The sequence below is a fragment of the Mucilaginibacter sp. P4_E8 genome (assembly GCF_056401495.1).
Genome location: NZ_JBFUJG010000006.1, coordinates 115,637 through 128,811, shown reverse-complemented (window position 1 = coordinate 128,811; position 13,175 = coordinate 115,637). Strand labels below are relative to the sequence as shown.

Annotated in this window: 7 protein-coding genes; 1 reads left to right on the top strand and 6 read right to left on the bottom strand. The window is 45.3% G+C overall.

Annotated features, from left to right (window positions below):
* Positions 1-26: 26 nt before the first annotated feature.
* From AC1DRQ_RS04565 to AC1DRQ_RS04545, 5 genes are all read right to left on the bottom strand, one after another.
* On the bottom strand, positions 27-1,016 hold the full coding sequence (locus AC1DRQ_RS04565) for a DUF1259 domain-containing protein (RefSeq protein ID WP_477422466.1): 990 nt from the start codon (positions 1,014-1,016) through the stop codon (positions 27-29).
* Positions 1,017-1,373: 357 nt separating this feature from the next.
* Positions 1,374-3,590 carry a transferrin receptor-like dimerization domain-containing protein gene (locus AC1DRQ_RS04560; protein ID WP_477422464.1) on the bottom strand — a complete coding sequence of 739 codons (2,217 nt, stop codon included), beginning with the start codon at positions 3,588-3,590 and terminating at the stop codon, positions 1,374-1,376.
* Between the two features lie 127 nt (positions 3,591-3,717).
* Positions 3,718-5,739, bottom strand: coding sequence for an HRDC domain-containing protein (locus AC1DRQ_RS04555; RefSeq protein ID WP_477422462.1), 2,022 nt, complete (start codon positions 5,737-5,739; stop codon positions 3,718-3,720).
* Between the two features lie 90 nt (positions 5,740-5,829).
* Positions 5,830-6,210, bottom strand: a complete 381-nt coding sequence (locus AC1DRQ_RS04550) for a hypothetical protein (RefSeq protein ID WP_429395318.1) — start codon at positions 6,208-6,210, stop codon at positions 5,830-5,832.
* A gap of 104 nt (positions 6,211-6,314) precedes the next feature.
* Positions 6,315-8,195, bottom strand: coding sequence for a gamma-glutamyltransferase family protein (locus AC1DRQ_RS04545; RefSeq protein WP_477422460.1), 1,881 nt, complete (start codon positions 8,193-8,195; stop codon positions 6,315-6,317).
* Positions 8,196-8,590: 395 nt separating this feature from the next.
* On the opposite strand from AC1DRQ_RS04545, the gene AC1DRQ_RS04540 reads away from it, so the two are divergent.
* Positions 8,591-9,073 carry a nuclear transport factor 2 family protein gene (locus AC1DRQ_RS04540; protein ID WP_477422459.1) on the top strand — a complete coding sequence of 161 codons (483 nt, stop codon included), beginning with the start codon at positions 8,591-8,593 and terminating at the stop codon, positions 9,071-9,073.
* 106 nt (positions 9,074-9,179) lie between these two features.
* Here AC1DRQ_RS04540 and AC1DRQ_RS04535 read toward each other — a convergent pair whose 3' ends face one another.
* Positions 9,180-13,175 carry a hypothetical protein gene (locus AC1DRQ_RS04535; RefSeq protein ID WP_477422457.1) on the bottom strand — a complete coding sequence of 1,332 codons (3,996 nt, stop codon included), beginning with the start codon at positions 13,173-13,175 and terminating at the stop codon, positions 9,180-9,182.

Below are 13,175 nucleotides of genomic sequence, written 5' to 3'. Positions count from 1 at the left end.
ATTGAGTTTAAAAGCTTGTTAATTGACTACATTTTCATCCCGCCCAATTTATCGGATTGTTTACCTAATACATCCAATGCAGCCCTAAAGCCCTGTGCCAGTGTAGCGGCATTGCCACGGCCATAATAATGCAGGAAGATCATGTGCGGATCATCGCCCAACATGTGGTTATGAACGGCAACTACTTCCAGATTATGCTGACGCAACGTTTTAATAACGCTATTCACTTCGCTTTGTAACATGGCCACATCGCCCGCTATATGGGCGTCATCCTGTTTGCCTGCAAAGGATGCCCAGGTATTAAGCCCGATATTGGTCGTCATTTCAACACCCATCACCATTACCTTCAAATCAGCTCTCCCGACTGTATATTTATAGGTTGGGCCATTCACTGTACCGGTATATTTTATGATAGCATCCAGTGCCGGTATATCAAAATTATCTTTGCCGGTAACCGCCGGGGGCGCAGATGGCGCGGGTTGGTTAGCCGGGAAGAGCTTGCTGTCCCGGATGGTATCAGCGTATTTCTTAGCGAGTTCAGCCACGGTTCCCATGCCGTGGATATGCATGTAAAATATACGCGGTTCCTCGTAAAAGAAATGGTTATGGATAGCCGCGATTTCCAAACCGTTGGCATGTGCTGCGGATATTAAAGGGTTAACCTCCTCCATCTGCAAAACCGTATCGCTCATTACCATTGCTAATTTACCGTCAACCGTTTTTTTGAATGATACCCAGCCACCAAATCCAAAAGGAATGGGAACTGGTTCACCCTTAATTTTCATTTTTAGATCGTTCCGGGGTAGCGGCGTGGTATAAACGGCTTCCGATTCTTTATAGCTGCCTTTTTTGCCTAAAGCGCTGTCAATGGCCGCCATTTCTGTTGCAGTTAAGGCCGGAGTTTTACCAGGAGGCAATGCTATTGCCTTCACTTTATCAACAGGCAACAGCAATGCTGTTCCTAACATGGCGGTTGCCTGTAAGGCTTGCCTGCGGGTGAATTTATTTGTTTGCATGGTGGTTATGTATTTGCTTAAACAATACTAACCAAACCCAAACGCGAAAAATAGTACGGATTTAACTATTGGTATATTTTTTACTTTTCCTGCTGTTTTTTTTCATAAGGTGTAGGTGTTTGACCGGTTTTTTTTAAAGATCCGGGTAAAGTAACTCTGGTCAGAAAAGCCGATGAAGTAAGCGATCTCGGTTAAAGAATAAAGAGTGGTTTCTCCATCACATGCATGGTCTTTTCTATCCGCAGTTTACGGATATATTCGCCGAAGGAAAAGGTTTTCAAAATATTTAGAAAACTTCCGTAATAAATAAGTGGGGTTAATCTCCAGTTGCAGACAGCTTTTATAAAACTGCCTTACCTAATTGGATGGAGCATTCAAGTAAACTGCCAACGCGTTTATCCTTTCGGCTACCACAGTAATTTGTGCCTGTGCTTCAGGCCAGTTACGCTGTTCAATAGCTTCGCGGATGCCGGGAAGGGTTTTTACTCCATAGCCGGTATAAAAGCCCGGGGCATAAATGGTGTGCCTGTACCAACTGCGGCGTGGCAATCCATCTGCCGACAGCAATTGCTGTTCGGCACGATAAAGCAATTTATTTAACTTATCATGATCCTCGTTTTTAAGCATATCAGCTGCCCAATTGGTAGCTAATTTATCAGCACTTTTCTTTAATGAATCAAGCGCGCCGGTTAGTGGTTTAAAATTAATCTCGGGCACATCGGTTTTGGCATCCGGGGCTTTAAAGATTTTTGTTGGATTGGCGGCTATAGTGTAATCTTTGGCCTTTATTAACTGATTTTCTACTACCGTACTTTCCCGCGTATTATTTACCAGTTCGGTGAGCTCGGCAGCGTACCTGCTAATGGTTGCCTGTAAGCTCCGGAAATCAAAAGGAAGTATTTCAGCATCGGCCATACGCAGGGCAGCATGCCCGGCAGTTTGTGATAAGGCCACACCATATTTAAAATCAGGGTCTTTAAAACGTTTATAATTATCAAAAGAATCATAAATAGAATGGTATTCTCCGCCTTCATCCTCACCACCAAAACCAAAATCAAGGGTAGCTATACCCAAATGCTGCAGGAATGATGAAAAGTCAGATCCCGAACCCAGCGCATCCAGCCGTTGCCCCTTACGCTCCAATATTTCCTTTTTATCTTTTGTTGTTTTTGCATTTATCAACTGCGAAGCCTTTTTACGGTCAAAAACACTTACGCTGGTTTCCGGGTCAACTACTTGCTGGGTTATCTCATCAGTAAATCCTTCTAAGGCCTGTGAACCTCCGGCGCCTAAAAAGCCACGGCCATTACCGTCTGAATTGATATAAACTACCGCTTTTTGTTGTAGCTCTTTTCCATGATCTTCAGCAAATTCTGTTGATCCTATTAAACCTGGCTCTTCGCCATCCCAGGAGCAGTAAACAATGGAGCGCTTTGGTTTCCAACCGGTTTTAAGTAACTGGCCTAATGCTTTTGCTTCCTCCAGCATGGCAGCCTGACCGCTTATGGGATCGCCTGCGCCATTTACCCAGGCGTCGTGGTGATTGCCGCGCATTACCCATTCATCAGGGTAAGCAGAGCCTTTTATTTTTGCTATCACATTATAAGCCTGTACCATATCCCAGTTAAATTCCAGCTTTAGGTGTACCATGGCCTTACCCGGGCCAATATGATAGGTAATAGGCAATGAACCAGCCCAGCCTTTTGGAACAACAGGGCCGCTCAGTGCCGCTAACAGGGGTTGCGCATCGTGATAACTAATAGGTAACACCGGTATTTTTAATATAGTGGCCGCATCTTTCCTGTCCAGCCGTTTTGCATTTTTTGTAGCGCCTATGCCAGGGGTTAGCGGATCGCCCGGATAGATCACCATGTCCATCACAGAACCACGCTGCACACCAAATTCACTCTTAAATGCCCCTGTAGGATATACGTCACCAGCTGTGTAACCATCATCAGCAGGGTCCGAATAAATGATACAGCCTATAGCACCATGTTCATAAGCTACTTTGGGTTTAATACCGCGCCAGGAGTGACCATATTTGGCAATAACTATTTTTCCTTTAACATCAATTCCCAATGATGCCAGTTTTTCATAGTCGTCAGGCAGCCCATAATTAACAAATACGAGTTCGCCGGTTACATCGCCATCGGCGCTCCAGGCATTGTAGGTAGGTAATTGGTTGGCCTGACCAGATGTGGCATCTTCTGTTAATGCCGGTTCTTTTAACAGTGCGGTATATTTTGACGGACCGGTTAATTCAAGTAAACGTGTTTTAGGTGTAGGGAAAAGTACATTGTAGGTTTCCATACGGGCATCAAACCCATAGCTTTTATATTTTGCCAGTATTTTTTCGGCTACAGCTTTACTACCGGGCGAACCGATATTATGCGGGAAGGCTGACAGCTCCTTGATGGTTTCACCTATGTGCTGTGCACTTAATGAAGCATCAAAGGTTTGTTCTGCACTTAATTGGTTGGCTGATGATGAAACGGTATAGCCGTTAAGCGTTTTTTGCTGTGCAAATGATACTGATGATAATAAAAGTAGACTTAAGGTAAGGCTTTTCTTCATAAGATAATTTGATGATGGGTCAAGATAGCAAATTCATGTGTATTGTTCTTATACCAATCTGAAATTTTTAAGGAAAAGTTAAATTGTTACAGTAGGAGACACTGTTTGATGATACGGAAAGGTGTATCTAAAATAAACTTCGCTGCTCGGTTTCCGGTCCCTGTAACTCCTGTTGGTAGGAGCGGATCATCGCAATGAGCTCCTGACCGTATTGTACGGCTTTATGTTGTCCAACTCCTTTAATAGCGCCGAGGGCTTTGAGAGTTGGTGGCATTTTTTCGGCTATAGCGGCTATCGTTTTTTCAGACAGGACCATATTGGGCATGATGCCGCTTTTTTCAGCTTCGGCATCCCGCCAGATGAGCAATTGGTTAAAAAGTTTTTCGTTGGGTTTGGCATTCAGGGCTTTAACGTATGACCGGGACTGATCGGCGGTTGAGTTGGCCATAGCGTTCTTTTTAACTTCGAGGTAGGCCGTAACATCAAATTCCTGTTTGGAAAAATGAGCCATCAGGCTGATCCGGGCCATGAGCCATTGTATCAGTTTGTCAGCCTTCGCCGCCTTTTCTTTAACGGCACCCGATTGGTTGATCAGGGCTGGCAGCTGGGTATGCAGACTTTCTGTGGCTTCAGTCATTTTTGTCAGAAAATAGGCAGCCGCCTTTTGGGTACGTTCGGTATTATGAGAACTTAGTTGCCTTACAAATTTCTCCGCTACGTCAAAGATATCCTTTTGAAAATCGGGCACCAAGTCGTCGAAACTGCTGGTCCTGCTTTTGAGGCCGCTGAAGTTAAACAATTCCGCGAGGAGAAATTGTCGGTACAGTTCCCGGTCACGTTCCAGTTGTTCTGTACCGGGTTTAAGGGATTTTGCTTGTTCGTTAAAATGAGCAACAGCTGGGTCGCCGATGATGTTATGCGGGGCTATCGGGTTACGGAGCACCATGCCCGACAGGGTCCGGCAGCGGCTCAACGCCACATAGGCCTGGCCATGGGCAAAAGCTTCGCTGATATCGATAATGGCTTTGTCAAAACTCAGGCCCTGACTTTTGTGAATGGTGATAGACCAGGCCAGCTTTAGGGGCATCTGGGTAAAACTGCCCGCATTGGTTTCATTAATCTGTTGCTCTTCCAGCTGATATTTGATGTTGGTCCATTCCAGCGCCTGAACCGCGATCTCCCGGCTTTCCTCGCCACATTGAACAAATACCGTGTCTGTTTCTATCCGGGTGATGATGCCAATTTTTCCATTATAAAAAAGTTTTTCGGCGGAGTTATCGTTTTTGACAAACATGACCTGGGCACCGGTCTTTAATTTCAGGCTGGTTTCGGTCGGGTAGGCATCCTTAGGGAACTCTCCCCTGATGGTGGCTTTAAATTCAAACTCCTGTCCCGGCAGTGCTTCTACAAACTCGCTATTAAGTTGCCGGGCAATCCCGTTATGGGTTGTCAGGGTAATATAAGGTTCTTCGGCAGTTGGGCGGAAATCAGGCTGATGCCGGGCGTTCAGGAGCTCCAGATTCACCGGGCTGATGGTTTGGTTGCGCACCTCGTTTAAAATGTCAACAAAAACCTGTTCCTTTTGCCTGAACACATGGTCAAGTTCTATCCGTACATAGGGCGCCTTTTGCATGACCTGGCTGCTGAAGAAATAGGGGGTATTATAGTAACGGCTCAGCAACATCCACTCCTCGTCCCGAATGATCGGGCTTAGCTGGGAGAGGTCTCCGATCAGCAGGAGTTGCACGCCACCAAAAGGATGATCGGATTCTTTTACGTTCCGCAGCACCAGGTCAATTTGATCCAGCACATCCGGCCGCACCATGCTCACTTCGTCGATGATCAGCAGTTCAAGGGTAGATAATAATTCTTTTTTCTCGGGACTGTAATGCACCTCTGGTCTGGCCGTTCCCGATGGGATGATGGGCCCGAAAGGGATCTGGAACAAAGAATGAATGGTCATGCCGCCGGCATTGATAGCCGCCACACCGGTAGGCGCAACCACAGCCAGCTTCTTTTTAGAATGCTGCCTTACGTCCTGCAGGAAAGTGGTTTTGCCTGTGCCAGCCTTACCTGTCAGGAAAACAACCGTATTGGTGGATTCCACATAATCAAACGCCAGGGCCATTACGGGGTTCATCGTGTTCATTTTTTCGCTTGCAATTTTAACATAAAATTCTGATCATGTTCTTTGCAGCCGGCTGATGATTTCTTTTTTTTGTATCAGGCATCCGGTTCATCAGTTGAAGGTTGGTTCGCGAAAAACAGGTATAAATAATCCCATATAGGCCGTAAGGTGCACCACCATATGACGACCAATGGCCTGGCCGATCTTCCGGATGGCTGATTCGCTTAGCGGGCTTTGATAATCGGGATTCCGGGCATCGGGGTCCGGTTCAGTATAGCGGAGGTAAGCGTCATCATCTGAAACCCGTGTATTGCGGTCATACCAGTTGCCCTGTTCCAGTTGCAGGGTCAGGGTAATAAACCCATTACTGTTATGAAATTCAATGATGAATTGTGGCGTAAAGGGCATATCCCATTGTTCGGGCGGCACCTCGTCCACCTGTATCCGGGTAATACCCTGGTTCAACTCCACATCGATATAAAATTCTTCCATCAATTATTACCCGCAAAGATAATGCTAAAAATATTAGTATTTTAGTATCTTTGTGAAATAAATTTTATGGAGGGATTTGCAGGAACACCGGGAACACCGGATAATTACCAGCCTATCCCATAATCTTCACCGTGATTGCTGGAACCACCCCAAAGGCTCCCATGCTTCCAGTCGAAATAAACGGCATTGACAGGGCCGCTGGTACGGTCGGCAAAACTAAGTACGTATCCCATTTTTTTCAGTTCATTACGTACAGATTCTGGTGTGTTGCTATTTAATAATATCTGACCCGGTTTAGGCTCACGATCAGCGGTTTTGGTTCCTCCTAACGAAAGCCATAGCTGGTTGGTATTGAAGTTAGCCGCTTCAGTAGCTTTCTGCACCGTCATGCCAAATTCTGCTACATTTAAAAAGAACTGCAACAGGTTTTGGTCTTGCGTATCGCCCCCTTGCACGGCTGCAGATAAAAAAGGTTTCCCATCTTTTAAAAACATGGAAGGCGATAAAGTTACCCTTGGCCGTTTACCAGGTGCTACCACATTAAACGGATTTAAAGCAGAATCGAGCACAAAGCTTTGCATGCGCTGGCTCATACCTATACCGGTGTTGCCCGCGATGCAGGCGGGCAGCCAGCCGCCACTTGGGGTAACAGAAACTACCCAACCTTCTTTATCAGCAGCTTCTATAGAAGTAGTGCCCCTCCATAACCTATCCTGATAATCCTCCTTTGGCGAGTTATTGCCCAGGTCATGTGTAGGTGCAAAATTTCGTTTAGTAGTATCCATTTCAAATCCCCTGGTTTTTAGGAGATTTATATAAGGATTTTGCTTTCCCTCAAAGGGATATGGATTACCCGGACCAATACGCGGATCATTCTTATCATATTGAATAAGGGCTGCCCGTTGCCTCGCGTATTCCTTGCTTAATAAACCTTTAATAGGTTCACTGGGTTTGGCATTAGGATCACCGTAATAAAAATCACGGTCGGCAAATGAAAGATTCATAGCCTGATAAAGCGTATGGATATATTTTGAACTATTATAACCCATACTTTTAAGGTCAAAGTTTTCCAGAATATTCAACGCCTGCAGCATTACCGGGCCTTGTGTCCACTGTTGTAACTTATATACATCAATACCCTTGTAATTTACCATCAGTGGTTCTTCTTCAACAGGTTTCCATTTTGCCAGATCCTGCATGGTGATCAGACCGCCTTGTTCCCGGCTGCCGCGTACAAACTCTTGTGCAATATCGCCTTTGTAAAAACGATCATAAGCGGCCATCAGGGCTTCTTTACGGCTTTTACCTTTTTTTAGCGCTGCCTTTTCAGCAGCTACCATTTTGGTAAGTGTTGCCAGTAGATCTTTTTGTACAAAAATTTCGCCGGCCTCAGGAGCCTCACGCTGTTCGCCCGGATGGGTAAGGAATACTTTTTTGCTGTAAGGCCATTGTTTCAGCATGGTTTTATCTTTTTCAATGGTGTTAGCAGCCTGTGCTTCTATGGCATAACCGGCCGCCATATGCATTGCAGGCGCCAGCACTTGCCCAAGGCTCATAGTACCGTAATGAATAAGCATATAAATGAGCCCGCCTGGTGTGCCGGGAGTGGTTGCTGCCAATGGCCCATATTCAGGAGGAAAATTATATCCTTTACTTTTAAAAAACGCGACTGTTGCACCGGTAGGGGCAACCCCCATTGCATTAATGGCAATTACTTTGCGGGTTTTAGGATCATAGATCAGCGCCTGGGTTTCGCCTCCCCAGCTTAATGTATCCCACATGGTGCAGGTAGCGGCAAGCATGGCACAGGCGGCGTCAACAGCATTGCCGCCCTGCTGAAAAATCATAGCGCCCGCGGTTGCTGCCATAGGTTTGCCGGTAACGGCCATCCAGCTGCTTCCATATAACATGGGTTTTTGCGTTTGTTGTGCCGATAAGGGTAGTGTGAAAATTGCAAGGATAAGTAATGCTGACAGATGTTTCATAAAAACTAATACAATTTGAAATATTATTTTACCATTCGCACTAAGCAAATTGCTTAGCATGAAGATGCTTCGTATTTTTTACCTTTTCCGGTAGCAGGGGCTTTCATACCGGTTGTTTACCCGGGCCTGTCATAACTGAAGAAACAGTTTGGGGCACGGATGGCGCTTTTGACAGATTAGCCAGAGCACATTACTGGTGTAATTTATACAATAATTAGATTAACTACAACCTACTGGATGAAACCTTGTGTTTATGGCTCTGATGATCTTTATTCCTTTTATTGAAAATGTGTTTGAATATTCATAATAATAGTTTGTAATTTTTTGATTATTAGCTATTTAAGTTATATATTTAATGTAACAAACCAGTTACAAGCAATTAAACTCTCCAAACCATGAAAAAGCTTTTTGTTTTCGTTTTACTGGCCATGCCATTTGCGGCAATGAGCCAGGCACACAGTGGTTATACTGCCAGCTATTCATCAAGTTTCACCATTGCCGATCCAAGTTATTCGGACAAAATCCTGATGCTTTGGAAAGATTTTGAAAATAACACCCTGGATAAGAATCTGGATATGTTTGCGGATACGGTAAGCATAATGTTTGCAACCGGACCTATGATAAAAGGAAAGGCACAAAATTTAGCCAGCGTAAAGGAATTCAGAAATTCAATAAAAAACTATAAGGTTACTTTAGATGCCTGGATGAGTGTAAGAAGCACAGACAAGAATGAAAATGTGGTTTGCGTTTGGGGCACCGAAGAATTTACTGATAAAAATGGGAAGCAAGTTAAACAGCGCACACACGAGGTATGGAAATTTAATAAGGATGGAAAAATTGACCTGATGCTGCAATACTCCGGCGCCAATAGCATGTAATATCTTATTAATATTTAAGGAGCTACTTTAGGGCAGCTTGTAAAAAAAAGAGGCCGATCATGATTTATGATACGGCCTCTTTGCAGTATAAGTTTTAGGTGTTAATTCAGAGTACGGCGCAGGTATCCATGACCTTGCACAATCTGGATGTCCGTAAAATCCTTATTTTATCAAGTGCTATGGTTTGTTCTCCCACAAAACGTGCCCTTGCCCGGTTAAGATTAGCAAAATCGGGGTGGTCGTTTGGCGGCAACAGCTCAAGGGTTAAAATGCTTAAAGGAGCATTCTGGTCAATCCCGATATGCCTTAACTTATTTCTTATCCGGTTCATTCTCCAGAAGGAGAAACCCATAGGCGGGTCTTCGGGTGCTAATACGTAAGGTAAGGGAGGTGCATTTATAGTGCGATAGGCCTGTTGCTGAAGCCGGATCAATTCTTCCCGCCTTTGCGGATCTGCTTCATATTGTGGTTTCAGCAAATGCAGTTCATCAATTAATACGTTGCGATATTGTACGCCATCGGCCTGGATAACCTGCGCGTAAAGCAATGCATAAATATCGGTACGCGGTGGTTTGGGGGTACAGTCTTTTCCATCTGCATATGATTGCGCATGAACAGAAGTGACCAATATAGCGTCATTTTCCCGCCGTATACTGACCGCCATAGAAGGTGCTGGATGTTGCATCCCCGTAACAGGAATAGACCGGCCGTACCTATCCTGGGCTTTTGACCATTTCAGCAAATGGCCTACTCTGAATTCATAGGTATAAAACCCAAACAGTTCTTTTGATTCAGGATTTAGGCCCTTGGGCAGCGGCAATATAAAGTGCCTTGATTTTTGTATACCATCAACAGTGGGTATCATTTGTTGCATAGCTTCAAGGCCCGAAAAATCGATAGGCTGCAGGTTTCTGATCACCCGTATAAACTCAGGTTCCAGGTTAATATCGGGTTCCGGTTTTCCAATTTCGGGGTTAGGGTTTAAGGGCATCACGGCCAGCATAGGATCAGCCGAGTATGCCAGTTCACGTACAAAATAAGTGTCCTTATAATCTTCAACAGGGCTTGCAAATTCAACCCAAAGATAGCTGCGCCTGTAGGATGTTTCGGAATACTGGTTATCAAACAGGTTAGCTTCTTCGTCTTCGGGTGTGAGGGCAATACCTACCGAAACAATTTCAGGTACCTGAGTAGGAGCGGTAGCAATAGGGAGATAATTATCTGCAATGATCTCTGTATCCTCTTCGTTCCACTCAAAATCGGGCATCCCATTTGCCCCCGGTATATTTTTAAATTGGGGAATGAGCTGGTAATGTACCTCTATGGGCTCTGGTAATTGCCCCATAGCAGGTTTGGGATCAAGCGCGTCAATAAACACCAACCGGGTTTTTGACCTGTCGGGTTCATCCATCTGCTGCCAGTTGAGCCCTCTGGATATGTCAATTTCGCCAACTTCCAATTCGTGCAGGTCGGGCTCTGTTTCAAAACGCCAGGTACGTTTAACTTTAAACGCAACGGGCAGCAGCATATCCCATGTCCAGTCGCGGTTAAGGTCAAGCTGCAATACATTTATCCATTTATAGGCCAAATCGTCCCGACTGGCAAAAGTTATGGAGGAGTAATCGGGCGACAGGGAATGCCCAATAACCCGGCTACATCCAAACAAAGTTCTTATGTTATCAACCCCGCTTAAGGAAAGGCTTTTTGATACCAGTTTGGTTTCGTTAGCAAGGCGCTCTATAATATCCGTATCGGTTTGGTTTTCTTTACCTGCGGCGCTGCTTGCTTTTCGTACCATAGGAGTTGCAATTTGCTGAGGCCTGAAATAGATGCTGACCAAATCGTCACGGCCATCTGCAGGTGCCGACAAAAGCGGAAGCTCTTCGAGTGCTGCCGGATCTTTCCTGAGATTTATAGTAACGGGGAGGCTGTAACGGAAATCGCCGGCTGCAAAATAGTTTTCGTCGGCTCCCTTACAAAAAGTGCGCAGCGTAAGCCTGATGTCTCTTGCTGTAGGTAATATCAGCGTACCTTCTTCCAGGGTAAGGTCACCTGCAAAACCCAATTCATTCAAATCCGCGCCAAAATTAATCACGGGAATGTCCTGAAAATCAAATTGAAGGTCGATCTGGTCGGCTACGGGATTATGATTCAACTGGTAAGCCGGGAATAGCCGGGTGGTTTCATATAAAAAGATATAAGGCTCCTTGCTGTCAATGCCATGTATGGCATGATAGGAGTCTTCGCGGTCCATATCCAGCGTTTTTATTTCAACAATAATTGAAACCATATCCGCATCAGGATCGGGCAGGCTTACTTCTCTTGATGCTTCTTTTAAAGCTGCCGGATCTGTCACCGTAACCGGATCACCCGGGTTAGCCTGTGATGTTGCATTGGTATACAGGTCAGTAAGGCGCAGGCGGTCGGCCTTAAGCTCTGCAATAACCGTATCCTGATCTAACGCGGTATACAATATAGCCGGATAATTTAAACGCGGACGGGTTATGGTAAGTTGCGTTACATCAATTTGTTTGGTTTGCGGTACTTGTGGCGCAACATGCCTTTTAAAAGGGCACAAGGCAATTTTATGTTCGCCGGGATGAATGGAGAGGGTATCAGAAGCAGGGCCGCCGCCGCTCAGATCAGTAAGCCTCACCCTAAAGGCGTAGGTATTGCCGTAGTGCAGTTCAATGGTATAATCTGTTTCTTTTTGGCGATAAACACCTGCAAGGTCTGCCTTAGGTGGCGCCTGACCGGTAATGGCTTCCCAGCGGGCGGCTTCCTTATCACCCTGGGCTTTCAGTAAAAAGATCTCTTCCTTAACCGGGTCGGGCAGGCATAGTGAATTACCGGCCCAGTTAATGAAAAACACCGGCAGCCAAAAATCAGGATGGCCTTTGTGTTTTACGGGCGAAACTTCGATACCCAATTCTTCATGAAATTCACCAAGGGGCATGCCTGCTGTTTGCAGGTCATCGGCAAAAACAATTACCTGCGATTCCCAACTTAGCAGGGCTTCCTGCAGGTCTTTTATATCGCTGTCATTGGGCACAGTTGCTACATCAATACGGTAGCGGCTTACACTTAAAATACTGGCAGGCAGTACAGCCGGATCATTAATGAATTTGATGCTGTTATTAAACCAAACCAATAGCTGTTCATCATCCCAGCCCAACCGGATACCCTGATCCGTAACAGGTGGTCGTCCATCAGGAGTTTCGGCCAGGTGATTGATACTTACTGCCTGACTGGCATGTACTATTTTGGCATACCCATCATCGTAGCGAATAAGATCTGCAAAAACCTCATCAAAGGGTTGTGTAGGCGCTAATTCTTCTACAACGGGGAACAATACCGGTGCAAAAAGATGTGTAGTAACGGGAGAAGGTGGTATCCGGGCGGCATAAAACTGAACCTGATCATTGGGAAGTTTATCATAAGCGCTGGCGCTGTCGGTTGCCGCAAATTCAAGATAGATCCATCCGCCGTCTTTAAAAAAATCTGCTTCAGGCAAATTGATATTGATCTTGCGATGTAGTAACCCCAACTGCTCGGCCAGCAAAGGTTGTTGCAAACAAAAGCCAAAAACCTGGGCCCAGTTAACGGTATGATCTGGTGCAATAGAGGCCGGCGTAAACGTTGTTGATTTTAAGGCGCAGAAATAGCTGTCGTCTGTTTTGGCATTGCCTGTTCTGGGGTTGTTGAAATTAAATGAATCGCGGTAGGCCTGTGGTAAATATTTATTAACCTGGGTAATGGACATCAGCCTATTTTTCGCATCATTAATGGTGAAAAAGCCTCCAACCTGATTGAAAATCGCGGATCGGTCGGTATTTAGGGTTATGATGTTATCGCTCTTGATGAACTCGCCATTAGTCCTGTCCAGGTTGGGCACTTCATCGGTATTTCCTTTTACCAACCAGGCATTCAATTGCAGGCCCGCGGTAGCAAAAGGATCATAGGATACACCAGCCACAACAGCCAATGGGTCAATCGGGTTAAAACCGGGTGTTATGAGGGCATTAATAGTGAGTACGGAATTGGCCCCTACAGTTAAAAACTGAGGGAAGGGCAATACGAATAGTTTTGATTGAGGCATCAT